Consider the following 26,244-nt stretch of genomic DNA (forward strand, 5'->3'; position numbering starts at 1 on the left):
GACTGGCGGCCTTTTTCATGAGGCATTCTTCCCGCTTTTGATCTCGTCGAGTGATTCTGAAAGCTAAGCGGCGTATTATCGCGGCTCTTCAAGCCCTTTCGGGGCGAATTACCTTCTGAGTTCAGAGGCATTTCTATGACATGGCAACAATTCAAACAAGCCTGGCTAATTAAGTTTTGGGCGCCAGCGCCTGCGGTGATCGCCGCCGGTATTCTTTCTACTTACTATTTTGGCATTACCGGTACATTCTGGGCAGTCACCGGCGAATTTACCCGCTGGGGCGGCCAATTGCTGCAGATGATGGGCGTTCCGGCCGAAAACTGGGGTTACTACCAATTAATTCATCTCGAAGGTACGCCGTTAACGCGTATCGACGGCATGATGATCCTTGGCATGTTTGGCGGCTGCCTGGCCGCCGCGCTGTGGGCGAATAACGTCAAGCTGCGGATGCCGCGTAGCCGCATTCGCATTTTCCAGGCGCTGGCCGGCGGCATTATCGCTGGCTTCGGCGCCCGGCTGGCAATGGGTTGTAACCTGGCGGCTTTCTTCACCGGGATCCCGCAGTTTTCCCTGCACGCATGGTTCTTCGCCATCGCCACCGCTATCGGGACCTGGTTCGGCGCGCGCTTTACGCTGCTGCCTGTTTTCCGTATCCCGGTCAAAATTGAGAAAGTCTTCGCGGCCTCACCGTTAACTCAAAAACCCGCGCAGGCGCGTCGCCGCTTTCGTCTGGGAATGCTGGTATTTGTCGCTATGATCGGCTGGGGGCTACTGACCGCCGCCAATCAGCCTAAACTAGGCCTAGCCCTGCTGTTCGGCGTTGCTTTTGGCCTGCTCATCGAGCGAGCGCAAATCTGTTTCACCTCCGCCTTTCGCGATATGTGGGTGACCGGACGCACCTATATGGCCAAAGCAATCATCTTCGGGATGGCGGCCAGCGCTATCGGTATCTTTAGCTATGTGCAGCTCGGCATGGAGCCCAAAATCATGTGGGCCGGGCCAAACGCGGTAATTGGCGGCCTGCTGTTCGGTTTTGGCATCGTACTGGCCGGTGGTTGCGAAACCGGTTGGATGTATCGCGCCGTTGAAGGCCAGGTACATTATTGGTGGGTCGGGTTAGGCAACGTTATCGGCTCCACCCTGCTGGCTTACTTCTGGGATGATTTATCGCCGACGCTTGCCACCAACTGGGATAAGATTAACCTGCTGACGACTTTTGGTCCGTTCGGCGGCCTGCTTATCACCTACCTGCTGCTGTTTATCGCGCTGATGTTGGTCATCACCTGGGAAAAACACTTCTTTCGCCAGAAAAACACTTCGGCGACCCGTATTAAGGAAACCGCATGAAAGAGATCGTTCCTGATTACCGCCTCGATATGGTTGGCGAACCTTGCCCCTACCCAGCCGTGGCCACGCTTGAAGCGATGCCGGCACTAAAAAAAGGGGAAATACTGGAAGTGGTGAGCGACTGTCCGCAGTCAATCAACAACATCCCGCACGATGCTAAAAATCACGGCTACACCGTGCTGGATATTCAGCAGGACGGGCCGACAATCCGCTATCTGATTCAAAAGTGACGCGAGGGGCCGGTAGCACGCTACCGGCTGTCATTACTTTCCCGCCATCCAGCGCCGATAACGTTTAGCCTGCCGTTTCGCCGTCAGTTGCGCCGTCAGCAGCGCCCATAGCGGTGAGACCTGCGGCCGCGCCGCGCGATGGCGGCTTAGCCGCTGCAGCTGATATTTCACCGCCGCCATATGCGCGGTGGCGGCAATGGCCTTGTTCTTCCAGTTACCCTGACGCAGCAGTGGCGCATCGAACTCCCCCTCACGCCAGTACTGCGGCAGACTGGGGACAATCGCCATCGCCGTGGCGATGCCCACCAGCGCAACCCCGCTATTCACCACCCTTTCCGCCACTTCACGCCGCCGCACGCCGCCGGTGACCATTAAAGGAATCGTCGCCACTTCGGCGATCTGCTCGGCAAACTGCAGGAAGTAAGCTTCCCGCGCCAGCGTCCGCTCATCGCGCATGGCGCCCATCATCGCCGGCGCTTCGTAGCTGCCGCCGGAAAGTTCGACCAGATCGACGCCGCTTTCCGCCAGCATTTGCACCACCCTCTTCGCATCGTTAATCGAAAAGCCGCCGCGCTGGAAATCCGCTGAATTGAGTTTGACCACAACGGTAAAATCCGCCGCCACCGTCTCGCGTACGCCGCGCACGATATCCAGCAGTAGACGGGCGCGATTTTCAATGCTCCCGCCATATCGATCGGTGCGCTGATTACTGAGCGGCGAGAGGAACTGGCTCAGCAAATAACCGTGGGCGGCATGGATTTCGACGCCGTGAAATCCAGCGCGTTCCGCTAACCGGGAGGTGGTGATGAACCGTCGCGTCACATCGGCGATATCCTTCTCATCCATGGCCCGCGGCAGGCGAAAGCGCGAAGATTGCGACCCAAGATCCAGCGCCAACGCCGAAGGGGCCAGCGTCGTCTGTCCCAGGCCCGCAGGCATCTGTCGCCCAGGATGATTGATCTGCATCCACACCTGCGCGCCATTCGCCCGCGCCGCCTGCGACCAGGCGCGGAACCTGTCGAGATGTCGTTCATCTTCCAGCACCACGCCCGCCGGGCCGGTCATCGCCCTGGCGTCCACCATCACATTGCCGGTAATAATCACCCCGGCGCCCCCCTGCGCCCAGGCCTTATAGAGAGTGAGTAATTCCGTTGACGGCGCATGATCGGCATCGGCCATATTTTCTTCCATCGCCGCTTTAGCGATGCGGTTGTTAATGACGACGCCAGAGGCCAGTCGCAGCGGAGTAAAGAGTTTCATGTCAGGGCTCCAGTCAGTGTACTGGACAAACCATAACCTTAAAGTTAAGTTTAAGGTCAAGCAGCTTATGAGGAATAAAAATGAACATCGGTACTCTGGCAAAACGCAGCGGCCTTACGCCTTCGCGGATCCGTTATTACGAGCGCGCCGGGATCCTCAAAACCGTGCAGCGTAAAGCCAATGGCTATCGCAGCTACCCGGAAGAGGCGCTGGTGGTGCTGGGATTGATTACTACCGCTCAGGCGACGGGATTTACTCTTGAAGAAATCGCCGCCCTGTTACCGTCCGATCTCAACCACTGGGACCGACAAACGCTTCTCACCACCCTGCAACAAAAAGTGGCGGATATTGAAAAACTGGAACAGAAACTCGCGCACAGCAAAGCGCAGCTGGTAAGCGTTATTGATGAGATACAACAGAAGCCGGATGACATTGACTGCGCCGCTAATGCGCGGCGCGTGTTAACTCAGGTGCTGGATACGCAGGGCCAGACCGCGAGGGAAGAATAGCTACCAACCTTTCACCGCATCACCTTTATACAATTCGGCGGCGGCATTGGCGACTTCGTCGGTCTGATAGGCTTTCACCAGGTTCTTTACCTTTGCGCTGTCTTTATTATCTTCACGGCTGGCGAAGATATTGACGTACGGCGAATTTTTATCCTCAATGAACAGACCATTGCGCGTCGGCGACAGGCCAATCTGGCTGGAAAAGGTGGTATTAATGATAGCCATGGTCACCTGTTTATCATCCAGCGCGCGGGTCAGCTGCGGCGCTTCAATCTCGACGATTTTCAGCTTCTTCGGGTTTTTCACGATATCCAGCGCGGTTGGCAGCAGGCCAACCCTCTCTTTCAGAGTGATGAGCCCCTGCTTCTCCAGCAATAACAGTGAGCGTCCAAGGTTGGTTGGGTCGTTAGGCACCGCCACCTGGGCGCCGTCCGGAAGCTGTGAAATGGCGGTGATTTTCTTTGAATAAGCGGCTATCGGATAGACAAATGTGGTACCGACATCTACCAGCTTATAGCCGCGCTCCTGAATCTGTTTATCCAGATAGGGTTTATGCTGGAAAGCATTGATATCGAGATCGCCATTGTTCAGCGCCTCGTTTGGCAGGACGAAGTCATTGAAAGTCACCACCTCGACATCGAGGTTATATTTTTGTTTGGCGACCTTTTGCACCACCGCCCAGACTTGCTGGTCGATCCCCGCGCTAATCCCCACTTTAATATGATTCGGATCCTGATCTTTTGGCCCACAGCCTGCCAGCAGCAATGCGCCAGCGAAAACCAATGAATGCGTCAAATTTTTCAGAGTAAATGCCATTTTTCCAGCGTCCTTTATAAAATAGCCTGCTAACGATGGCAGGAATAGTAGTCCGTGACACTATATAAAAGCGGCATATTAAGATTAAATACTGATTCTCTATGACTAATAGCGAAATGCTATTGATAAGTCGCCGCGCTGTTTTACTCCCTGCCAGCTCAACAGCGATATCTGACGCTGAAGCAATATTTTGTAACACTTGAAACACTGTTCCAACACCATTACACACATTAAAATTAAGCCTATATAATTAGCATTATAATAAATAGATATGTGAACGTTTTATATACACCAACCGTATATGAAGCCGTCTCACGCCCACAAGGAAAACCATGGAGCTTCTGGATTTGCTCAGAACCATTTTTGAGCGAGTACGTACTGATGCGGATTTTATTTCATTTACTGAAGTACTTATTGAAAATAATGTCTCTTATTACATTTATTTTGTCGCTACCGGGAATGTGAATTTTGTTATGTCATCAGATACTTTCGTTTCCCTGAAAAGCAACAGAAAGTTGCTGCGTGTTAACTCGCAGGCCTGCAGAACGCTTACCCGAGAAGCTGCGCGACGCCACTTTAGCGGTATCACCCCTTTTGATATCTATTGCGCTGAACTGGCAAATGCAGGGGTATTCAAGTGGGTGGTTGATCTTAATGAAAAAACGCGCCATTACTGGTCAAAAGATAATACGTTATTGCATATGGAAAATATGATTCTGCCATTTTAATCGCAAAATTATTAAACGCTCATCCGGATATTCAGGCGGCCCGCAGTTAGTTTTGTGGCGGGCAGTCCATCAGCCGAATTGCGCAACAAAAAGAAAAAATGGCTCTTTATTTGCGCAAAAACAGACTTTGTTCAAGTCATCTCTCTGTATCAACAGGATTTTTTCCCTACTTTTAAACAGTTCCGCTGCTGATGTATAATGTCGTGCACTTCAACTAAAAAACGAGTGCGTCCATGATTGATTCAACTTTGCCTTTAACTGACATTCACCGCCATCTTGACGGCAACATCCGTGCCCAAACCATTCTCGATCTTGGCCGCCAGTTCAATATTACTCTCCCGGCAGACACGCTTGAAACGCTGCGTCCGCATGTGCAGGTCACCAGCAATGAACCAGACCTGGTCAGCTTCCTGGCGAAACTCGATTGGGGCGTGAAGGTGCTGGCTTCTCTGGAAGCCTGCCGGCGTGTTGCCTGGGAAAACGTTGAAGACGCCGCGCGCAACGGCCTGCACTACGTTGAGCTGCGCTTTTCTCCGCGTTATATGGCGATGACCCATCAGTTGCCGGTCGCCGGCGTCGTCGAAGCGGTGATTGCCGGAGTACGTGAGGGCTGCCGTGATTTTGGCGTCGAAGCGCGTCTGATTGGCATCATGAGCCGCACCTTCGGCGAAGCGGCCTGTGAAGAAGAACTCGACGCCCTGCTGGCCCATCGCGATGGTATCACCGCGCTGGATCTGGCTGGCGATGAGCTGGGATTCCCTGGCGCGCTGTTTATGGATCATTTCCGCCGCGCACGTGACGCGGGTTGGCGTATTACCGTCCACGCAGGTGAAGCCGCCGGGCCGGAAAGTATCTGGCAGGCTATTCGTGAACTGGGCGCCGAACGTATCGGTCACGGGGTGAAAGCGGTGCAGGATCCGAAGCTGATGGACTTCCTCGCCGCTGAACGTATTGGCATTGAATCCTGCCTGACATCAAACATCCAGACCAGTACCGTCGCCTCACTGGCGCAGCACCCGCTGAAGACCTTCCTCGATCACGGCGTTCTGGCCTGCATTAACACCGATGATCCGGCGGTACAGGGTGTGGATATCATTCATGAGTACAATGTCGCCGCACCGGCGGCAGGCCTCAGCCGTGCGCAGATCCGCCAGGCGCAAATTAACGGTCTGGAGCTGGCGTTCCTGAGTCGTCAGGAAAAAGAGGCACTAATGCAACGCGTCCTGCAGGCTCATTAAGTCAAAGCTCCGCCGCACAGGCGGAGTAAGCGGTTAAATCAGGCACAGCGCCGTCCGGTGCCGTGCCGATTCAATCCCCAGCTCAATCAGTTCCATAATCTGAATCGCCTGGCTTGCGGGTACCGGGTTTTCACCGCTGCCGTTGAGCGCATCGCGGATCGCCGCATAATAAGCGGGATAATTTCCCGGCAGCGTCAGCCAGGTTTCCTCGACGCGCTCTTCACCTTCAACACGGGTCAATATGCCGTCGCGCATATCGTAGCCCCAATCCTCTTGCGGCAGCCGCTCGCCGCTTTTCAAACGCTCTTCCTGCGGATCGAGACCATATTTCACATAGCTTCCTCGTGAACCATGGACGATATAACGCGCCGTTTCCGCCGCCGCCAGCAGCGTACTGTGCAAAATCACGCGTCGTTGCGGATAAATTAACACCGCGTGGAAATAATCCGTCGCCTGAGCGCCGGGGCGCTGCTGCGCCAGATCGACGGCAATACTCACCGGCAGGCCAAACAGATTGACCGCCTGATCCAGCAGATGAGGGCCTAAGTCATACCAGATACCGCTGCCAGGGCCGCCTAGCTCACGCCAGCGATCGCGAATTTGCGGACGATAGCGATCGAAATGTGATTCAAAGTAACTGACCTCTCCCAATTCCCCAGCGGCAATCAAGGCCTTCAGTGTAAGAAAATCGCTATCCCAACGCCGGTTGTGAAATACTGATAACAGACGCCCACGGCTTCTGGCGATGGCATCCAACTCACGCGCTTGTGACAGTGTCACGGTAAAAGGCTTATCAACAATGACGTGTTTGCCCGCCTCCAGCGCCGCTCGCGCCAGCGGAAAATGAGTATCGTTGGGGGTCGGAATGACAATGAGATCGATATCGGGGTCAGCAAAGAGCGAATTCGCGGAAGCCACCACCTGGGTCGCCGGCCAGTCTGCCAGCACTTTCTGCGCGTCGCTACTGACCACAGCCGACAGCGCCATACCCGGCGTACCGGAAATCAGAGGCGCATGAAATGTCTTGCTTGCATAACCGTAGCCTATCAGCCCTACCCGTATAGCATCACTCATGGCGTCATCCTCACAGGCAACATGACTTTAACTATAAACCGCAATCTTCCACTTATCAGTGTACGGTGTTCATCTTTGCGCCATTTGCGCAATGCATGGGCGGTAGTACTTGCGTTGTTTCCGCGGTTTAGTAACATTTCAGTCCATTTTAACTTTCTGCTTTAGAATTATGACGACTGTTTTTACCCGCATTGTAGAACTTATTGGTTGGGTTGTTTTTGGCGTTTCGGCTGTGCTGTTGGTGGTTGCGCATCAAATCGATGATTATCAGTCCCCGCCTCCGGCCAGCACCGTTCAGGCAAAGTAACGGCAAAAAGTGATACTCGCCGCAAATCTGCAACCGGTTTCAGAAACCGGTTGCAGATTTGTCGCGCCATTCAATACACTCTCTTTATCACTTGATAAGGAGTTTTTTTGATGGCCGCATTTCCGCAAGATTTTCTCTGGGGGGCCGCAACGGCCGCCTACCAGGTTGAAGGCGGGCACGATGCCGATGGCAAAGGCCCTTCTATTTGGGATATCTACTCGCACCAGCCGGGAACCACCTTTCAGGGTACCAATGGCGATATCGCAGTCGATCACTACCATCGTTTTCGTGAAGATGTCGCCCTGATGGCGGAAATGGGGCTCCAAAGCTACCGCTTTTCTATCTCCTGGCCACGGTTATTGCCTCGTGGCCGCGGCGAAGTCAATGAACCCGGCGTACAGTTTTACAGCGATCTGATCGACGAACTGCTGGCGCACAATATCGAACCGATGATCACCCTTTATCACTGGGATTTGCCGCAGGCATTGCAGGACGAAGGCGGTTGGGAGGCCCGCAGCACCGCGGAAGCCTTCGCTGAATACGCACGTCTGTGCTATCAGCGCTTCGGTTCCAGGGTCAAACTGTGGGCCACCTTTAACGAAACTATCGTATTTATTGGCCACGGTTATATAAATGGCTGCCACCCACCGGCGGTACGCGACCCGGCGCGCGCCATCCAGGCCTGTCACCATGTCTTTATCGCCCACGCGTTGGCCGTTAAGAGCTTTCGTGAAATGAACATTGACGGTCAGATTGGTTTCGTTAATGTCCTGCAGCCCCATACGCCGTTGACGCAAAGCGCGGAGGATATTAAGGCCACCGCGTTGGCCGATGCTATTCATACCCACTGGTTCTACGATCCGGTACTGAAAGGCGTCTATCCAGACGATTTGCTTCGTCAGGCTCAGGCGCTGTGGAATGTACCGCGCTTCGCCCCGGGCGATGATGCGCTGCTTAAGGAAAACCGCTGTGATTTTATTGGCCTGAATTATTACCGTCGGGAGACGGTCTCCGCCACGCCGCAGGAGGGTCCAGGCGTCGGCGAGTCCGGCGTAGATGGATTATTTTATTTCGTCCGCAATCCGCAAAGTACTTATACTGAATGGGGTTGGGAAATTTGGCCGCAGGGATTAACCGACGGCATCATGATGATAAAAGAGCGCTATGGCGATATCCCAATCTATATCACCGAAAATGGTTTGGGGGCAAAAGATCCGATAATTGACGGTGAAATTGTCGACGATCCGCGAATTGACTATCTGAGTAGCCACATTAATGCGCTGGAAAAAGCAATAGCATTAGGTGCGGATGTCCGTGGTTTTTACCCGTGGTCCTTTATTGACCTGCTAAGCTGGCTCAACGGTTATCAGAAGCAGTACGGTTTTGTCTACGTCGATCACCAGCAGAACCGCGCTCGCAAACGAAAAAAGAGTTATTTCTGGTATCAAAACGTTATTGCCAGCCGAGGCGAACAGCGTTAATCTTCCCTCCCAGGCGCCGTCCGGCGCCTGATCTGGTTGTAGAATATTCTTAAATTTCTTTTTACGATGCCAGGACCCTAATCAGTTCTTGTTTTTAGTATTGGCAACCGAAATAATTCCGCCGGCCCATCAAGAAGGCGCTGTTAGTTGAAACACGGTTTACAGAAAATTGGTAATATTCGACTTAATTCCGATTATTAAATGGATACACAAATGACCGTACAGGATTATTTATTAAAATTCCGCAAAATTAGTTCGCTGGAAAGCCTGGAAAAACTTTTTGATCATCTTAACTATTCTCTCTCTGACACCAATGAAATCGTCAACATGTATCGCGCCGCCGATCACCGCCGCGCCGAGTTAGTCTCTGGCGGAAAACTGTTCGATGTAGGCCAGGTGCCGAAGTCGGTATGGCGTTACGTGCAATAAAGGCTGTTATCATTCACGCCAGTTGCTTATACTTCCCGCCCTGAAATTAACTAACTGGCGTTGAATCCGGGGGTTACGATGTCCTCTCAATCTGCAGAACGTATCGGCGGGTGGCTACTGGCGCCGCTGGCGTGGTTACTGCTCGCGCTGTTCAGCACCTCTCTATCATTACTACTGTACGCGAATGCGCTGATGGCGCCGCAGACCTGGGCATTGCTGAAAGCAATGAGCTTCGGCCACCTGGCGCTATGGCTGGCTTCCCTGCTGTTCGCCGTCGCGATGTGGTATTATACCCTGTGGCTGTCAATCGCTTTTTTCAAACGCCGCGCGGTGGTACCTAAGCACTACATTATCTGGCTGCTTATTTCTCTGCTGCTGGCGATTAAGGCGTTTGCTTTTTCGCCGATTTCGGATCTTCTGGCCATGCGCCAGCTGTTGTTTCCGTTGCTTGCCGCAGCGTTGTTTGCGCCCTATTTTCGACGCTCTGCGCGGGTTAAGCGGACCTTCGTCAATCCGTAATAACCACACAGTTCACCTGTTGTCGCCGGTATCGATTTATTCGATAATAGGCGGCTTTTTTTCGTTTCAGGTCCAATAATGGCTGATTATTTACTGCTCTTTGTCGGTACTGTCCTTGTTAATAACTTCGTGCTGGTGAAGTTTCTTGGATTGTGCCCGTTTATGGGGGTTTCCAAAAAGCTGGAAACCGCTATGGGGATGGGACTGGCCACCACCTTCGTGATGACGCTGGCCTCGATTTGCGCCTGGTTGATTGATACCTGGATCCTTATCCCGCTGAACCTTGTTTATCTGCGCACCCTGGCCTTTATCCTGGTCATCGCAGTGGTGGTGCAATTTACCGAGATGGTGGTCCGTAAAACCAGTCCGGCGCTGTATCGTCTGCTGGGGATCTTCCTGCCGTTAATCACCACCAACTGCGCGGTGCTGGGCGTGGCATTGCTGAATATTAACCTCGGGCATAATTTCCTGCAGTCCGCGCTGTACGGTTTCGCCGCTGCCGTCGGTTTCTCGCTGGTGATGGTGTTATTCGCCGCCATTCGCGAACGCCTGGTGGTTGCCGATGTTCCCGCGCCGTTTCGCGGTAACGCGATTGCGCTGGTGACCGCTGGATTAATGTCACTGGCATTCATGGGCTTTAGTGGTTTGGTGAAGTTGTAATGAGCGCTGTCTGGATAGCCGTGATCGCCATCAGCCTGCTCGGGCTGATCTTCGGCTTAATACTGGGATACGCGTCGCGCCGTTTTGCGGTGGAAGACGACCCGGTGGTAGAAAAAATTGATGAACTGCTGCCGCAAAGCCAATGCGGTCAGTGCGGTTTTCCGGGCTGCCGTCCCTACGCGGAAGCCGTAGGCACCCAGGGTGAAAAAATCAACCGCTGCGCCCCCGGCGGCGAAGCAGTCATGTTAAAAATCGCCGCGTTATTGAATGTCGATCCGCAGCCTATTGACGGCGACGAGCAGCAGCAAGAGCCGGTTCGCATGTTGGCGGTGATTGATGAAGCCAACTGCATTGGCTGCACCAAATGTATTCAGGCCTGTCCGGTCGATGCCATCGTTGGCGCGACCCGCGCCATGCATACGGTAATGAGCGACCTGTGTACCGGCTGTAATCTCTGTGTGGCCCCCTGCCCGACTCAGTGTATTGACCTGCGTCCAGTCGCCCAGACCACCGAAACCTGGAAATGGGACCTGCAAACCATCCCAGTACGCAATATTCCTGTGGAACAACATGTTTAAGTTATTTTCCGCTTTCCGAAAAGACAAGATCTGGGATTTCAACGGCGGTATTCATCCGCCGGAAATGAAAACTCAGTCCAACGGCACGCCGCTGCGTCAGGTTCCTCTGCCGCAGCGTTTCGTCATTCCGCTGAAGCAGCACATCGGTGCTGAAGGCGAACTGTGCGTACAACCGGGCGATAAGGTTCTGCGCGGCCAACCGTTGACCCGCGGTTTTGGCAGAATGCTGCCGGTCCATGCCCCAACTTCCGGGACGGTGACGGCCATCGAGCCTCACTCGACCGCCCATCCTTCCGCGCTGGCGGAACTGAGCGTTATTATCGACGCCGATGGCGATGACTGCTGGATCGAGCGCGACGGCTGGAGCGACTACCACAACAAATCGCGTGAAGAACTGATCGAGCGTATCCACCAGTTTGGCGTTGCTGGGCTAGGCGGCGCCGGCTTCCCCACGGGAACAAAACTGCGCGGCGGCGGTGATAAAATCGACACCCTGATTATCAATGCCGCGGAATGCGAACCCTATATCACCGCCGACGATCGCCTGATGCAGGACTGCGCGGCGCAGGTCGTTGAAGGGATCCGCATCCTTGCGCATATTTTGCAGCCCAAACAGGTGCTGATTGGTATCGAAGATAATAAACCACAGGCCATTTCCATGCTGCGCGCGGTATTATCCGACGCCCATGGCATAGCGCTGCGGGTGATCCCAACGAAATATCCCTCCGGCGGCGCGAAGCAGCTCACGCAAATTCTTACCGGTAAGCAGGTGCCGCACGGCGGCCGCTCCTCCGATATTGGCGTTCTGATGCAGAACGTTGGCACCGCTTATGCTGTTAAACGCGCGGTTATCGACGGCGAGCCGTTAACCGAGCGCGTCGTCACTTTAACCGGCGAAGCGATTAGTCGTCCGGGCAACGTTTGGGCGCGCCTGGGTACGCCGGTGCGTCATCTGCTGAGCGATGCCGGCTTCTGCGCCAGCGCGGAGCCGATGGTCATTATGGGCGGCCCGCTGATGGGCTTCACTCTGCCCTGGCTTGACGTTCCTGTCGTGAAAATCACTAACTGTCTGCTGGCGCCGTCGGTAACTGAGATGGGCGAAACGCAGGAAGAGCAAGGCTGTATCCGCTGCAGCGCCTGCGCTGATGCCTGCCCGGCAGATCTACTCCCCCAGCAGCTGTATTGGTTTAGTAAAGGCCAGCAGCACGATAAAGCCACCACGCATAACTTAGCGGACTGCATCGAATGCGGCGCCTGCGCCTGGGTTTGTCCCAGCAATATTCCGCTGGTGCAATATTTCCGCCAGGAAAAAGCGGAAATAGCCGCCATTCGCCTGGAAGAACAGCGCGCCGCCGAAGCGAAAGCTCGTTTTGAAGCGCGACAGGCACGTCTTGAACGTGAAAAAGCCGCGCGTCAGGAGCGGCACAAAAAAGCAGCCGTACAACCGGCGGCGAAAGATCAGGATGCCATTAACGCCGCGCTGGCCCGCGTACGCGATAAGCAGCGTGACGCGGCGCAGCCGATTGTCATTCAGTCCGGCAGCAAACCGGACAACAGCGAAGCGATTGCCGCCCGCGAAGCGCGTAAAGCCGAGGCTCGGGCGCGCAAAGCCGAACAGCAAGCCGCTGTTGAATCAACAGCCGAAGCAAGCGATCCGCGCAAAGCGGCCGTTGAGGCCGCTATCGCCCGTGCCAAAGCGCGCAAAGCCGCGCAGCAGGCTGAGAACGTCGCACCTTCTGCCGAAAGTGAAACACCAGTTGAGGCTGTCCCCGCGGTCGACCCGCGTAAAGCCGCCGTTGAAGCCGCTATCGCCCGTGCCAAAGCGCGTAAGGCCGCACAGCAGGTTGAGAACGTCGCAACTTCTACCGAAAGTGAAACACCGGTTGAGGCTGCCCCCGCGGTCGACCCGCGTAAAGCCGCCGTTGAAGCCGCTATCGCCCGTGCAAAAGCGCGTAAGGCCGCACAGCAAGTTGAAAGCGCAGCACCTTCTGCCGAAAGTGAAACACTGGTTGAGGCTGCCCCCGTGGTCGACCCGCGTAAAGCCGCCGTTGAGGCCGCTATCGCCCGTGCCAAAGCGCGAAAGGCCGCACAACAAGCAGAACAACAATCCGCGCCGGATGCCGCCAATGACGATCCGCGTAAGGCGGCCGTCGCGGCAGCTATCGCTCGCGTTCAGGCGCGTAAAGCAACACAGCAGGCAGTTAACGAGGAATAAATGGTTTTCAGAATTGCAAGCTCCCCTTATACCCACAACCAGCGCCAGACCTCGCGAATTATGCTACTGGTGCTGCTGGCGGCGATCCCTGGTATTATCGTCCAGAGCTGGTTTTTCGGCTGGGGTACCCTGTTGCAGATTATCCTCGCGGCCTTCACCGCATGGGGAACCGAAGCGGCTATTCTCAAGTTGCGCAAACAAAATATTGCGGCAACCCTTGCGGATAACTCCGCCCTGCTGACCGGGCTGTTGCTGGCCGTCAGTATTCCGCCGCTGGCGCCATGGTGGATGGTGGTGTTAGGCACCGCCTTTGCGGTGGTGATTGCCAAGCAACTGTACGGCGGATTAGGGCATAACCCCTTTAACCCGGCGATGATCGGCTATGTTGTTCTGCTGATCTCTTTCCCGGTGCAGATGACCTCCTGGTTACCACCGCATGAGATTGCCGCTCAGGTGCCTGGTTTTATGGATGCGCTGCAGGTTATTTTCAGCGGCCATACCGCCAGCGGCGGCGATATGAACAGCCTGCGTATGGGAATCGACGGTATCAGTCAGGCCACGCCGCTGGATACGTTTAAAACGTCCCTGCATGCCGGACACAGCGCAAAAGAGATCCTACAGTATCCAATTTACGGCGGCCAACTGGCTGGTCTCGGCTGGCAGTGGGTTAACCTCGCCTGGCTGGCTGGCGGTCTGTTCCTGCTTTGGCAAAAAACCATTCGCTGGCATATTCCGGTAAGCTTCCTGTTAAGCCTTGCCGTTTGTGCCACTCTCGGCTGGATTTTCTCACCGGAAAGCCTGGCATCGCCGCAGATGCATCTGCTTTCCGGCGCCACCATGCTTGGAGCGTTCTTTATCCTTACCGATCCGGTGACGGCATCCACTACCAACCGCGGACGCCTGATTTTCGGCGCGCTGGCAGGTTTACTGGTGTGGCTAATCCGCAGCTTCGGCGGTTATCCGGACGGCGTCGCCTTCGCCGTGCTGCTGGCGAATATTACCGTCCCATTGATTGACTACTACACGCGTCCGCGCGTGTATGGCCACCGTTGAGGAGTCGCGATGTTAAATAGCATGCGTAAACACGGCATCACGCTGGCGCTCTTTGCCGCTGGCTCTACCGGACTGACGGCCGCCATCAATGAATTAACCAAGAACACCATTGAGCAGCAGGCCGCGCTACAGCAAAAGGCCCTGTTCGATCAGGTCCTGCCAGCGGAGAGTTATAATAACGATCTGCTGAAAAGCTGTTATCTGGTGACCGCGCCGCAGTTAGGCAAAGGTCAGCATAAAGTATGGATTGCAAAGCATAACGATGCGCCGGTCGGCGCGGTGATGGAAGCCACGGCGCCGGATGGTTATTCCGGGGCGATTCAACTTCTGGTCGCAGCTGACTTTAAAGGCACCGTTCTCGGCTCACGCGTCACCGAGCATCATGAGACCCCCGGGCTCGGTGATAAGATTGAACTGCGTATTTCTGACTGGATCACCCACTTCAGCGGCAAGGTTATCCATGGCCAAAATGATAGCCACTGGGCGGTGAAAAAAGACGGGGGTGATTTCGACCAATTCACCGGCGCGACCATTACCCCACGCGCGGTGGTAAACGCCGTTAAACGCGCGGGACTGTATGCGCAAACGCTGCCCGCGCAGATCCCTGAATTCACCGCCTGCGGAGACTAAGCCATGAGCGAAGTAAAAGACGTCATTGTTCAAGGGTTGTGGAAGAATAACTCGGCGCTGGTCCAGCTGCTGGGGATGTGTCCCCTGCTTGCGGTTACCTCGACGGCTACCAATGCCCTGGGCCTCGGTCTGGCGACCACGCTGGTGCTGACGCTCACCAACCTCACCATTTCCAGCCTGCGCCGTTGGACACCGGCGGAGATCCGTATTCCGATCTACGTGATGATTATCGCCTCGGTAGTCAGCGTGGTACAAATGCTTATCAATGCCTACGCTTTCGGCCTGTATCAATCGCTGGGTATCTTCATTCCGCTTATCGTGACCAACTGTATCGTGGTTGGGCGCGCCGAAGCGTTCGCCGCCAAAAAAGGACCGGCGCTGTCAGCGCTCGATGGTTTTTCCATTGGTATGGGCGCGACCTGCGCCATGTTTGTGCTGGGGTCGCTGCGCGAAATAATCGGTAATGGCACGCTGTTTGATGGTGCCGATAGCTTATTAGGCAGTTGGGCGAAAGTCCTGCGCATTGAAGTTTTCCATACCGATACGCCGTTCCTGCTGGCGATGCTACCGCCAGGCGCTTTCATTGGCCTCGGTATGATGCTGGCGGTAAAATACCTCATCGATGAGCGTACTAAGCAGCGTAAGGCGAAAGCGGCGCAGGCCGTCTCCGTCGCCCCAACTGATGTGACAGGGAAAGCGTAAGATGAATAAAGCCAAACGCCTGGAGATCCTGACCAGGCTGCGGGATAACGACCCGCACCCAACCACTGAACTCAATTTCACCTCACCGTTCGAGCTACTTATTGCGGTGCTGCTGTCAGCGCAGGCCACTGATGTTAGCGTCAACAAAGCGACGGCGAAGCTCTATCCGGTCGCCAATACGCCGGCGGCGATGCTGGAGCTTGGCGTTGACGGCGTGAAGTCCTATATCAAAACCATTGGTTTGTTTAATAGTAAAGCCGAAAACGTCATTAAGACCTGCCGCATCTTACTGGAGAAACATAACGGTGAGGTGCCGGAAGACCGGGCGGCGCTGGAAGCGCTACCAGGAGTCGGTCGTAAGACCGCCAATGTCGTGCTGAATACCGCTTTTGGCTGGCCGACTATTGCCGTCGACACCCATATCTTCCGCGTTTGCAATCGGACACAATTTGCTCCCGGTAAGAACGTTGAACAAGTCGAAGAAAAGTTGTTAAAGGTGGTTCCGGCGGAGTTTAAAGTTGACTGTCACCACTGGCTTATTCTTCACGGCCGTTACACTTGCGTCGCGCGAAAACCGCGCTGCGGTTCCTGCCTGATAGAAGATTTGTGCGAGTATAAAGAGAAGGTTGAGTCCTGATTTTTGCATATCTGCTGAATATTACCGTCCTCGTCAGTCACCGCTATTTTCACCAACGATCGCCCGGAGCCATAACCTAACCTGTGGTTATGGTTCTATTTTTCATCAATCACACCGACAATGACTCCATACTTTTGCCATTTAGATGGATAATTATGCGGTTATATAACCAGCAATCAGCGCAATCGTTTTTTACCGCTGAAAATTTTCTATGTATTTGTGATCAAGATCATCCACGCAACTCGTCGTTAAATTACTGTTGCGAAAATGCTGCAAAAAGCCAGCAATTTCAATATCAGAGCCTCAGTCACCAGGAGAATAGCCTGCTTATTTTTAGGAATATAGGTCATCCCACTGCCTTCAAGGTCAAAAAGCAGAATATATCGCCTTTATCCCCACAATGGCCGCCCGGCGTAGATTAAAATATCAGGTTTAACGAAAAGGTGAAATTTAACTCTGTATAACATTTGTATGACTGGCTAATTATAGTGGCTTAGTTATGTGTAACAGAGTATTACAAAGCTATTGCCTGATGGGGCAGGATAGTGAACATTACTTGCCGTTTTCCCTCCAAGAATAACTATAAAGGCGGCGGTCCTCCGGGATTGCGCCCCAAACAGCCCCCGTTAATATGGGATGTAAAAAAAGAGGTATATGTGTCAACTGCAAACAATAAACCAGCAGAAAGCGTGAGTTTGAACGCTTTCAAACAACCAAGAGCGTTTTATCTCATCTTCTCCATTGAGTTATGGGAGCGTTTTGGTTATTACGGCCTGCAAGGGATCATGGCCGTTTACCTGGTAAAACAGCTGGGTATGTCGGAAGCGGATTCTATCACCCTGTTCTCTTCCTTTAGTGCACTGGTTTATGGCCTGGTCGCTATCGGCGGATGGCTCGGCGACAAGGTGCTTGGCACCAAACGCGTCATTATGCTTGGCGCGATTGTTCTGGCTATCGGCTATGCGCTGGTTGCCTGGTCCGGTCACGATGCCGCCATCGTCTATATGGGTATGGCGACTATCGCCGTCGGTAACGGCTTGTTCAAAGCTAACCCGTCTTCCCTGCTCTCCACCTGCTATGACAAGAACGACCCGCGTCTGGACGGTGCATTTACCATGTACTATATGTCCGTCAATATCGGCTCCTTCTTCTCTATGCTCGCCACGCCGTGGCTGGCAGCGAAGTTCGGCTGGAGCGTGGCGTTCGCGCTGAGCGTCGTGGGCATGTTGATCACCGTGGTTAACTTCGCCTTCTGCCAGAAGTGGGTTAAACAGTACGGTTCCAAACCTGACTTCGCTCCGGTGCATGTCGGCAAACTGCTGGCGACCATCGTCGGCGTGGTAGTGCTGGTCGCTATTGCCACCTGGCTGCTGCACAATCAGGGCATCGCACGTATGGCGCTGGGCGTCATTGCACTGGGCATCGTTATCATCTTCGCTAAAGAAGCCATGGCGCTGCAGGGCGCGGCGCGTCGTAAAATGATCGTTGCTTTCCTGCTGATGGTTGAAGCGATTGTATTCTTCGTACTGTACAGCCAGATGCCAACCTCGCTGAACTTCTTCGCGATCCGTAACGTTGAGCACTCGATTCTGGGTATCGCGTTCGAACCTGAGCAGTATCAGGCGCTGAACCCGTTCTGGATTATGATTGGTAGCCCGATTCTGGCCGCGATTTATAACAAGATGGGTGACCGCCTGCCGATGCCGCATAAGTTCGCCATCGGTATGGTGCTGTGCTCCGGCGCTTTCCTGGTGCTGCCGCTGGGTACCAAATTCGCCAGCGATGCCGGTATCGTCTCCGTCAACTGGTTGATCCTCAGCTACGCGCTGCAGAGTATCGGTGAACTGATGATTTCCGGCCTCGGCCTGGCAATGGTTGCTCAACTGGTACCGCAACGTCTGATGGGCTTCATCATGGGTAGCTGGTTCCTGACCACCGCAGGCGCCGCCATCATTGCAGGTAAAATCGCTAACCTGATGGCAGTACCGGAAAACGTGACCGACCCGCTGGTTTCTCTGGATGTTTACGGCCACGTGTTCCTGCAAATTGGTATCGCGACCGCAGTCATCGCCTTCCTGATGCTGCTGACCGCGCCGAAGCTAAACCGTATGACGCTGGATGACGACGCTGTCGCCAAAGCGCACGAAACCGCAACCGCTTAAATGCTCCGGGAAAACCAATAAATTTAGGCCGCTAACGTTTGTTAGCGGCTTTTTTTTTGCCCCACGGGGGACTAACATACAGGAAACTGCAGCCACGAGGAGTTACTGATGAAACTGTTCTACAAGCCCGGCGCCTGTTCCCTTGCCTCTCATATCGCCCTGCGCGAAAGCGGCCTCGACTTTACCATCGATAGCGTCGACCTGGCGAAGAAACGCCTCGAAAACGGCGATGACTACCTGCTGATTAATCCTAAGGGGCAGGTTCCCGCGCTGCTGCTTGACGATGAAGTGCTGCTGACCGAGGGTGTGGCCATCATGCAGTATATTGCCGACCGCGTGCCCGACCGCCAGCTGCTGGCGCCAGTGGGCACCATTGCCCGCTATCAGACGCTGGAATGGCTGAATTACGTCGCCACCGAACTACATAAAGGCTTTACTCCGCTGTTCCGTCCGGACACCCCGGAAGACTACAAGCCAACGGTGCGCGCCCTGCTGGAGAAAAAGCTACAGTATGTCGATGAGGCGCTACAGGATAAACAGTGGTTGAATGGGCATCGCTTCACCATCGCCGATGGCTACCTGTTTACGGTCCTGCGCTGGGGCTATGCGGTGAAACTGAATATGGAAGCTTACGCTAATATTGGCGCCTGGATGGCGCATGTCGCGGCGCGTCCGTCCGTTGCGGCGGCGCTGTCGGCGGAAGGTCTGAAGTAAATCATCGGCATGCCCGCAAGCGGGCATGCCATCGCGCTTACAGTTGCGTTGCGCTGAAGTAATGTTCCGGTTTGGCGATGCGGTCCTGCGCCGCCACTACCTGCAGTTCATACTCCTGCATATTTTTTGTTGCCAGCATGATTTCATACACTGCCGCAGTGACGTGCTCAAGGGCGTCGCGCAGGCTGGCGCCCTGCAGTAGCTTAACCAGCAGCAGGCCGCTGGTCACATCGCCCACGCCGACCGGCTGACGGCTGCCAAAATCGACCAGCGGGCGGCTGATATGCCAGGCTTCATCCGCCGTCACCAGCAACATCTCAAAGCGATCCATACTCATACCCGCCCGCGCCAGATGCTTCACCAGCACTACCTGAGGCCCTTGTGCTATAAGCTCACGGGCCGCGCTAACGGCTTCATCAACGTTGGCCACCGGATGGCCGCACAGGATCTCCAGCTCGACAAGATTCGGCGCGATGATATCACTGGCCGGCAGCGCATAGCGTACGTGGAATTCAGCCACTCCAGGAGCGACGATGCAGCCTTTTTCCGGATGCCCCATAACCGGATCGCAAAAGTATTTTGCCGCCGGATTCGCCGCTTTCACCTGACGCACGATGCCGAGAATATGTTCGCCCTGCTCGGCGGAACCAAGATAGCCGCTCAGTACCGCATCGCAGCTCTGCAGCTTATCGATATCGGCAATCCCCTGCACGATTTCGGTCAAATGCGAAGGCGGCATGACGCAGCCGGTCCATTTGCCGTATTGCGTATGGTTGGAGAACTGTACGGTATTGAGGGGCCAGACGTTGGCGCCGAGACGGCGCATCGGAAATTCAGCGGCGCTGTTGCCCGCATGGCCAAACACGACGTGAGACTGAATGGCGAGGATGTTCTTCATTTTCTTACCACAACCCTAAAAAGAAAAAAGGGCGTGGTTTCCCACGCCCTGGTTTTATTTTTTATTTCCAGCAGACCAGGCAGTAATTCTTCTTACCGCGACGCAGTAAGGTGTAGCGGCCGAACAGGCGGTCGCTATCGCTGAATACATATTCCGGATCGGACTGTTTTTCACCGTTAATGGTCACCGCGTTGGAGGCTACGGTTTTACGCGCCTGACCGCGAGACGGCTGCAGCTCGGAATCCACCAGCGCCTGCAGAAGATCGGCGCCCTTTTCCATTTCGATCATTGGCACGCCGTCTTGCGCCAGCTGTTCGAAATCCGCTTCGCTCAGGTCGCTCAGATTGCCGTTGAACAGGCTTTCGGTAATGCGCTTAGCCGCTTCCAGGCCTTCTTCGCCGTGGACCAGACGCGTCACCTGCTCTGCCAGTACGTACTGCGCGCGCGGCGCTTTACCGCTGTTCTTATCTTCTTCTTCCAGCGCATTGATCTCGGCAATGTCCATGAAGGTGAAGAACTTCAGGAAGCGATAAACGTCTGCGTCCGCGGTGTTGATCCAGAACTGGTAGAATTTGTACGGACTGGTTTTCTTCGGATCCAGCCATACCGCGCCGCCCTCGGTTTTACCGAACTTGGTGCCGTCGGCCTTGGTGATCAGCGGAACGGTCAAACCGAAGACCTGATTCTGGTGCAAACGACGAGTCAGGTCGATACCTGAAGTGATGTTGCCCCACTGATCGGAACCACCGATTTGCAGCGCCACGCCGTGCAGTTTATTCAGGCAAGCAAAGTCATAACCCTGCAGCAGGTTATAGGAAAACTCGGTGAAAGAGATCCCCTGATCGTCACGGTTCAGACGCTGCTTCACCGCTTCTTTGTTGATCATCTGGTTCACAGAGAAGTGCTTGCCGATATCACGCAGGAAGGTCAGCACGTTCATGCCGCCGAACCAGTCGTAGTTATTCGCGGCAATCGCCGAGTTGTCGCCGCAGTTGAAATCGAGGAATGGCGCAACCTGTTTACGGATTTTATCCACCCACTGCTGCACGGTATCTTCGGTATTGAGTTTACGCTCAGCGGCTTTAAAGCTCGGGTCGCCAATCAGACCGGTCGCGCCGCCGACCAGCGCCACAGGCTTATGGCCTGCCTGCTGGAAGCGTTTCAGGCATAACAATGGAACAAGATGCCCCAAGTGCAAGCTGTCAGCGGTAGGATCGAAGCCGCAATAGAGCGCGATCGGGCCTTGCGCCAGTCGCTCTGCTAACGCTTCTTCGTCCGTCACCTGGGCTACCAGCCCCCGCTCTTGCAATTGTTTAATCAAGTTACTGCTTGCCATCAAATTCTCCATGTATAAACGACTGCACCTTTGCCGGTACACGACTTTTCGCCAGACGCGAAAGGTACATAGAATAAAGCGCCGGAGCACGTAGCACCAGCGCTTAAAACAACATTTTGCGTCCTTTATGGCGCCAGACGGTCGATTTGCCAGCCATCATTTTGCCGCTGGTATAAAAAGCGGTCGTGCAGACGATGTTCACCGCCCTGCCAGAACTCCATTTGTTCGATGCTAACGCGGAAACCGCCCCAGAAACTTGGCAACGGCACTTCGCCTTGCTGGAATTTCTGTTTCAACTCGAGGAATTTACTTTCCAGGATCCCACGAGCGGAGATACGGCTGGACTGTTGGGAGACCCACGCGCCAATCTGGCTATCGCGCGGTCGGCTGTGGAAATACTTCACCACTTCCAGCGTCGACAGACGTTCTGCCTGACCTATTACCATGACCTGGCGTTCCAGCATATGCCAGGGAAACAGCAGGCTGATACGGGGATTTTTTTCGATTTGATGTGCTTTGCGACTACCCAGGTTGGTATAAAACACCAGCCCTTTTTCGTCATAGTGTTTTAACAATACGATGCGTTGATAGGGCTGGCCGTTTTCATCAACGGTCGCGACTACCATCGCCGTCGGGTCTGCAAGCTTAGCGTCGCAGGCCTGACGCAGCCAACGTTCAAATAACGTCAGGGGTTCAGCGGGAAGATCGTGGCGACGAAGGCCGCCACGGGTATATTCACGGCGCAGATGCGCGATTTGCTGCAATTCGTCGTTATCAGACATAACCATTGAGATCGTTGTCATAGGGTGGCGTTATTGTGCGCCCCCGCTACGGAAATCTCAACGTTTCGCGGTCTGTAACTGGCAGTTATCCAACACCGCGCGGTCGCGTTTATAAACGGTGGCGCTGTCGCCTTTCGACCAGAACACATAAACGCCATCAGTATAACGAGCCCCGGAAGCCGAGAGCCCCTGGGTCAGGTTTAATTGCTGATTATCATAGATAAAGCTCACCTGCTGACGAGCGTTGTTCAAATGGACGGTCAACGGTTTTTGATCGCACTGATATTCAAGGGTGTCGGTCTGCATCCGTTCAACGAATTGGTTGTAATAGCTACACCCAGCGAGCATAAAAGGAACTACCGCAATAAGAATTTTTTTCATGTGTATGCCTTCGACTTTCCCGGTCAGGAGAGCAAACCGCCCTCCCGGAATTTCGTCCAGTTTACCGGTAAATAAAAAATAGCGACTTCAGTTAACTCTGATTCTGCGCTCGATTCGCGGGATAGATGGCGCCAAGAATTGTCGCTTCGCTGGCGCCGGTGACGGAGGGAAGATTCCCCGGCAGACCGGCAAGCGTACGCCACGCCAGCCACGCAAAGGCCAACGCTTCCATATCGTCGCCGCTGATACCGGCGTCATCGGTGGTCGTGACTTCAGTCCCTGGCAGCAATGCCGCCAGACGCGCCATCAACAGCGGATTCCGCGCCCCGCCGCCGCAAACTAACAAACGCTCGCAGCCGCCGCTTAACAAAACCTGCTCACTGATGGACACCGCGGTCAGTTCTGTCAGCGTGGCCTGAACATCCTGCCCCCGCAGATGGGTATAGCGCGCCAGATGCTTTTCCAGCCAACCATAGTTGAAATACTCACGACCGGTGCTCTTCGGCGCGGGTAACGCGAACCAGGGGTCGCTTAACATATCCTGCAGAAGTGGTAGTAAGACTTTGCCTTCACTGGCCCATTGCGCGTCTTTATCGTAGGGTTTACCGCACTGGCGCCAGATCCAGGCGTCCATCAGCATATTCCCCGGCCCGGTGTCATAACCGCGTACCGGCTGCCCCGGAACCAGCAACGAGAGGTTGGCAATGCCGCCGATGTTAAGCACCATGCGCCTTTCAACCGGGTGCGCCAACAGAGCCTCATGGAAGGCCGGGACAAGCGGCGCGCCCTGGCCGCCAAGCGCCATATCGCGGCGGCGGAAATCCCCCACAACGGTCACGCCGGTATGCGCAGCGATCTGGTTGTTATCGCCTATTTGCATGGTGTGCGGGGCATCGCCGGTCGGTTCATGCCACACCGTCTGACCATGGCAACCGATGGCGACAACATCTTCAGGCTGAAGGTTCTGCTGGCGCATCAGCGCTAATACTGCATCCGAAAAAAGCCGCCCCAAACGGGTATCCAGACGTCCCAGTTGCGACAAGGTCAGCTGCTGCCCCTGGCAAATCGCTAATATTTCTTCTTTCAGTTTGACCGGGATGGGGTACGAGAGGCTCGCCTGCTGCGCCACCATGTTTTCATTTATCGCCGCCAGAACGACATCTACGCCATCAAGGCTGGTGCCAGACATTACGCCAATAAAACGACCTGATTTCATACGCCTACCCTCATTCCATGACTTTTGCAGAACCATCAGTGCATCATAAAGCAGGGTTCAATGCTATGGCGCACTAATACTTTTTAACAATAGTTCTGCCGCGACAATTTGTTAGGTAAAGTACTTACGTTTATTCGTCGTTAAAGCGAACCTTATTATTTTTAAACAGTCCATAAGGAAGCTATGCCAGCGAACGCTTAAATGCCATATAATTGACCACATGGAAGTTCACTGGAACATTTTTGGTACACAGGAGATTCATAAATGATTTTACGTGTTTTGGCTGTCTCGATGATTGGCTTAACCCTGGCGGGTTGCGTCAGCAGCAGCGGTCTATCTGGCGATGTTTACACAGCATCAGAAGCCAAGCAGGTGCAAAGCGTGACCTACGGTACCATCGTACATACCCGTGCGGTGCAGATCCAAAGCGGCGATGACAGCAATGCTATCGGCGCGATTGGCGGCGCGGTACTCGGTGGCTTCCTTGGTAATACCATTGGCGGCGGCACCGGTCGTTCTCTTGCAACCGCTGCAGGCGCGGTTGCCGGCGGCGTAGCCGGTCAGGGCGTACAGGGCGCGATGAACAAAACGCAAGGCGTTGAGCTGGAAATCCGCAAAGATGACGGCAATACCATCATGGTGGTTCAGAAACAGGGCAGCACCCCGTTCTCCGTTGGTCAGCGCGTAGCCATTGCCGGCAGCGGCAGTCAAGTGACGGTTTCCCCGCGTTAAGCCTCTCTAATGCGGCCTTAATTGGCCGCATTAATTCTCCAGAGTCATTATTTACCACCAAAATATTCATCATACATATATCAATATTATTGATATTTCTGCACGGCAACTTGCGTTTGCGCAATATTTCCCGTTAATTAATTCGTTAGCCTGAAGTGGATTTCCTCATTTAGCGACCTGCGCGTCGTTTTTACCCCCCCCCATTTTTATCGCGGGAGTTTACCTGTGCCTCTGAATTTAAATCGATTATCGCACCGCTTATTTGCTTATATCATCGCCTGCAGCCTGGCAATTATTACGATTGATATACTATCTGATTCAGTCGTTAATCGTATCCCTACGACTTCATCACCACTTTTTCCTTTGCTGACAATTATATTAATGATTTTTCACATTACTATTTCCTGCTTCATGAGCATGAAGTATTGGTGTGATAAAAGCCGTCTCTATCTGATGCCTATCGCCTTCGCCTTTGCCAGCTCCGCCTTACTGATGCTGGGCACCCTGAGCAGCTATCCCGGCTGGCTACTGTGCAACAGCGAATATATTGTTAAACAAAATGACGCGCTGATTTTTTACTCATTCCGTAATATTTTGATGGTCGTGTTGTTCATCACTGCCATTATTATATACCGCTACCGTCAGTATCTTAATCAAGCGGCCGGCGCGCATACTTTAATATTGACGGGATGTTTTATTTTTAGCGCTACCATTCTTATTTTATCGTGGTTACACTCCAGTAACAGCCCATTATTAAGCATCGATTTTATCGACGACATCACCAGCACTTTTACTCCGTTATGGCATAACTGGATGGGCTGGCTGCTATTTTTCGCATGGGTATTTACGTTGATATTATTGGTTATACTAACCAAGCTACGTAATATCTTCTGGTATAGCGGCGCATTTTTCTGTGCCGCCTATATATTTACGCTAAACGTATTACTCACAGCAACAGGTAGTCAGCATATTATCGCCTGGAATCAGGCGCGCCTGTTCGAAACTTTGAGTACGTTATTTATGCTGTTCGTACTGTTAAGCGACGTTTTTATTCTCTATCGCGACTCTAACAACAAATACATCAATTCGTATCAGAACTCTATCCGCGATCCGCTGACCAGACTGTACAACCGCAGCTACTTTTACGACACGCTCAGCGGTTTGCTACCGCAGACTTCAGCAACACGACCGCTATCGGTCATCGTCAGCGATCTCGATCATTTTAAGCGCATCAATGACAACTACGGCCATGTTCAGGGCGACAAGGTAATTCAGTTTGCCGCCAGCGTACTACAAACTCATGTGCGCCGTGAGGATATTGCCGCCCGTATCGGCGGCGAGGAGTTTGCCCTGTTGCTGGTAAATACTGATGCTGATGATGCGCTGGCGATAGCCGAGCGAATTCGCCAGAGGGTCAGCGCCGGGCAGGCATCACTGCCGGAACGGATGACTATTAGTATGGGGGTCTACACCGTTTCGAGCTCCAACATTGGGGCTGAAGAGTGCGTCAAACGCGCGGATGCGGCTATGTACGCGGCGAAAAACGGTGGCCGCAATCGCGTGGTGGTCTGGCAGGAATAAGAGAAAGGGCTTTGCGAACGCAAAGCCCT

28 protein-coding genes are annotated in these 26,244 nt (G+C 54.0%); 20 read left to right on the top strand and 8 right to left on the bottom strand.

Features of this window, described 5'->3' with window-relative positions; genetic code table 11:
- Window positions 1-135: 135 nt before the first annotated feature.
- Both yedE and yedF read left to right on the top strand, forming a co-directional pair.
- Window positions 136-1,347, top strand: coding sequence for a selenium metabolism membrane protein YedE/FdhT (gene yedE / locus AC22LX_RS03225; RefSeq protein WP_045392423.1), 1,212 nt, complete (start codon window positions 136-138; stop codon window positions 1,345-1,347).
- Window positions 1,344-1,577 (top strand): sulfurtransferase-like selenium metabolism protein YedF, encoded by a 234-nt coding sequence (yedF, locus tag AC22LX_RS03230; protein WP_015366840.1) that lies wholly within the window; start codon window positions 1,344-1,346, stop codon window positions 1,575-1,577. Before yedE ends, yedF begins: the two co-directional genes overlap by 4 nt.
- A gap of 33 nt (window positions 1,578-1,610) precedes the next feature.
- Here yedF and AC22LX_RS03235 read toward each other — a convergent pair whose 3' ends face one another.
- On the bottom strand, window positions 1,611-2,837 hold the full coding sequence (locus AC22LX_RS03235; RefSeq protein WP_063447905.1) for an NADH:flavin oxidoreductase/NADH oxidase family protein: 1,227 nt from the start codon (window positions 2,835-2,837) through the stop codon (window positions 1,611-1,613).
- Between the two features lie 80 nt (window positions 2,838-2,917).
- On the opposite strand from AC22LX_RS03235, the gene AC22LX_RS03240 reads away from it, so the two are divergent.
- Entirely contained in the window at window positions 2,918-3,346 is a 429-nt protein-coding gene (locus tag AC22LX_RS03240) for a MerR family transcriptional regulator (protein ID WP_045392427.1), read from the top strand.
- Here the strand turns inward: AC22LX_RS03240 and metQ are convergent, their stop codons facing one another.
- Window positions 3,347-4,162, bottom strand: coding sequence for a methionine ABC transporter substrate-binding lipoprotein MetQ (gene metQ / locus AC22LX_RS03245; protein WP_045392429.1), 816 nt, complete (start codon window positions 4,160-4,162; stop codon window positions 3,347-3,349).
- Between the two features lie 332 nt (window positions 4,163-4,494).
- Here metQ and AC22LX_RS03250 point away from each other — a divergent pair, with 332 nt between their 5' ends.
- Window positions 4,495-4,890, top strand: coding sequence for a DUF1398 domain-containing protein (locus AC22LX_RS03250; RefSeq protein WP_045392431.1), 396 nt, complete (start codon window positions 4,495-4,497; stop codon window positions 4,888-4,890).
- Window positions 4,891-5,123: 233 nt separating this feature from the next.
- On the top strand, window positions 5,124-6,128 hold the full coding sequence (gene add, locus AC22LX_RS03255; protein WP_045392433.1) for an adenosine deaminase: 1,005 nt from the start codon (window positions 5,124-5,126) through the stop codon (window positions 6,126-6,128).
- A 33-nt stretch (window positions 6,129-6,161) separates the two neighbouring features.
- Here the strand turns inward: add and AC22LX_RS03260 are convergent, their stop codons facing one another.
- Window positions 6,162-7,202: an oxidoreductase gene (locus AC22LX_RS03260; protein ID WP_045392435.1), complete on the bottom strand. Its 1,041-nt coding sequence runs from the start codon at window positions 7,200-7,202 to the stop codon at window positions 6,162-6,164.
- Between the two features lie 169 nt (window positions 7,203-7,371).
- Here AC22LX_RS03260 and blr point away from each other — a divergent pair, with 169 nt between their 5' ends.
- From blr to gstA, 13 genes are all read left to right on the top strand, one after another.
- Window positions 7,372-7,509 carry a division septum protein Blr gene (gene blr, locus AC22LX_RS03265; RefSeq protein WP_015366847.1) on the top strand — a complete coding sequence of 46 codons (138 nt, stop codon included), beginning with the start codon at window positions 7,372-7,374 and terminating at the stop codon, window positions 7,507-7,509.
- Between the two features lie 110 nt (window positions 7,510-7,619).
- Window positions 7,620-8,990 carry a GH1 family beta-glucosidase gene (locus AC22LX_RS03270; protein ID WP_045392438.1) on the top strand — a complete coding sequence of 457 codons (1,371 nt, stop codon included), beginning with the start codon at window positions 7,620-7,622 and terminating at the stop codon, window positions 8,988-8,990.
- Between the two features lie 213 nt (window positions 8,991-9,203).
- A complete protein-coding gene (gene ydgT, locus AC22LX_RS03275; protein WP_015366849.1) occupies window positions 9,204-9,419 on the top strand; it encodes a transcription modulator YdgT in 216 nt (71 codons plus the stop codon).
- Between the two features lie 78 nt (window positions 9,420-9,497).
- Window positions 9,498-9,938 (top strand): DUF2569 domain-containing protein, encoded by a 441-nt coding sequence (locus tag AC22LX_RS03280; RefSeq protein WP_045392441.1) that lies wholly within the window; start codon window positions 9,498-9,500, stop codon window positions 9,936-9,938.
- A gap of 78 nt (window positions 9,939-10,016) precedes the next feature.
- Entirely contained in the window at window positions 10,017-10,598 is a 582-nt protein-coding gene (gene rsxA, locus AC22LX_RS03285; protein WP_015366851.1) for an electron transport complex subunit RsxA, read from the top strand.
- Window positions 10,598-11,176: an electron transport complex subunit RsxB gene (gene rsxB / locus AC22LX_RS03290; RefSeq protein ID WP_045392444.1), complete on the top strand. Its 579-nt coding sequence runs from the start codon at window positions 10,598-10,600 to the stop codon at window positions 11,174-11,176. Before rsxA ends, rsxB begins: the two co-directional genes overlap by 1 nt.
- On the top strand, window positions 11,169-13,391 hold the full coding sequence (gene rsxC, locus AC22LX_RS03295; RefSeq protein ID WP_047050060.1) for an electron transport complex subunit RsxC: 2,223 nt from the start codon (window positions 11,169-11,171) through the stop codon (window positions 13,389-13,391). The genes rsxB and rsxC overlap by 8 nt, the downstream gene beginning before the upstream one ends.
- A complete protein-coding gene (rsxD, locus tag AC22LX_RS03300; RefSeq protein WP_045392450.1) occupies window positions 13,392-14,444 on the top strand; it encodes an electron transport complex subunit RsxD in 1,053 nt (350 codons plus the stop codon).
- Between the two features lie 9 nt (window positions 14,445-14,453).
- Window positions 14,454-15,074: an electron transport complex subunit RsxG gene (gene rsxG / locus AC22LX_RS03305; RefSeq protein ID WP_045392452.1), complete on the top strand. Its 621-nt coding sequence runs from the start codon at window positions 14,454-14,456 to the stop codon at window positions 15,072-15,074.
- Window positions 15,075-15,077: 3 nt separating this feature from the next.
- The gene (locus AC22LX_RS03310; protein ID WP_015366856.1) at window positions 15,078-15,776 is read left to right on the top strand and encodes an electron transport complex subunit E; all 699 of its coding nucleotides are present in this window, start codon (window positions 15,078-15,080) and stop codon (window positions 15,774-15,776) included.
- Window position 15,777: 1 nt separating this feature from the next.
- Window positions 15,778-16,413 carry an endonuclease III gene (gene nth / locus AC22LX_RS03315; protein WP_045392454.1) on the top strand — a complete coding sequence of 212 codons (636 nt, stop codon included), beginning with the start codon at window positions 15,778-15,780 and terminating at the stop codon, window positions 16,411-16,413.
- Between the two features lie 656 nt (window positions 16,414-17,069).
- Window positions 17,070-18,575 carry a dipeptide/tripeptide permease DtpA gene (dtpA, locus tag AC22LX_RS03320; RefSeq protein ID WP_045392562.1) on the top strand — a complete coding sequence of 502 codons (1,506 nt, stop codon included), beginning with the start codon at window positions 17,070-17,072 and terminating at the stop codon, window positions 18,573-18,575.
- A gap of 108 nt (window positions 18,576-18,683) precedes the next feature.
- Entirely contained in the window at window positions 18,684-19,289 is a 606-nt protein-coding gene (gene gstA, locus AC22LX_RS03325) for a glutathione transferase GstA (RefSeq protein WP_045392456.1), read from the top strand.
- A 37-nt stretch (window positions 19,290-19,326) separates the two neighbouring features.
- Here the strand turns inward: gstA and pdxY are convergent, their stop codons facing one another.
- The 5 genes from pdxY to anmK form a co-directional block, all read right to left on the bottom strand.
- Entirely contained in the window at window positions 19,327-20,187 is an 861-nt protein-coding gene (gene pdxY / locus AC22LX_RS03330) for a pyridoxal kinase PdxY (RefSeq protein WP_015366860.1), read from the bottom strand.
- A 61-nt stretch (window positions 20,188-20,248) separates the two neighbouring features.
- Entirely contained in the window at window positions 20,249-21,523 is a 1,275-nt protein-coding gene (tyrS, locus tag AC22LX_RS03335; RefSeq protein WP_045392458.1) for a tyrosine--tRNA ligase, read from the bottom strand.
- Window positions 21,524-21,648: 125 nt separating this feature from the next.
- Window positions 21,649-22,305, bottom strand: coding sequence for a pyridoxamine 5'-phosphate oxidase (gene pdxH, locus AC22LX_RS03340; RefSeq protein ID WP_045392565.1), 657 nt, complete (start codon window positions 22,303-22,305; stop codon window positions 21,649-21,651).
- Window positions 22,306-22,362: 57 nt separating this feature from the next.
- Window positions 22,363-22,692, bottom strand: a complete 330-nt coding sequence (gene mliC / locus AC22LX_RS03345; protein WP_161801899.1) for a C-type lysozyme inhibitor — start codon at window positions 22,690-22,692, stop codon at window positions 22,363-22,365.
- A gap of 85 nt (window positions 22,693-22,777) precedes the next feature.
- Window positions 22,778-23,902 (bottom strand): anhydro-N-acetylmuramic acid kinase, encoded by a 1,125-nt coding sequence (gene anmK, locus AC22LX_RS03350; RefSeq protein ID WP_045392462.1) that lies wholly within the window; start codon window positions 23,900-23,902, stop codon window positions 22,778-22,780.
- 264 nt (window positions 23,903-24,166) lie between these two features.
- Between anmK and slyB the strand changes: the two genes are divergently transcribed.
- Window positions 24,167-24,634: an outer membrane lipoprotein SlyB gene (gene slyB, locus AC22LX_RS03355; RefSeq protein ID WP_045392464.1), complete on the top strand. Its 468-nt coding sequence runs from the start codon at window positions 24,167-24,169 to the stop codon at window positions 24,632-24,634.
- 225 nt (window positions 24,635-24,859) lie between these two features.
- Window positions 24,860-26,215 carry a sensor domain-containing diguanylate cyclase gene (locus AC22LX_RS03360; protein ID WP_045392465.1) on the top strand — a complete coding sequence of 452 codons (1,356 nt, stop codon included), beginning with the start codon at window positions 24,860-24,862 and terminating at the stop codon, window positions 26,213-26,215.
- Window positions 26,216-26,244: the final 29 nt, after the last annotated feature.

The organism is Klebsiella sp. PK01, from assembly GCF_057624675.1.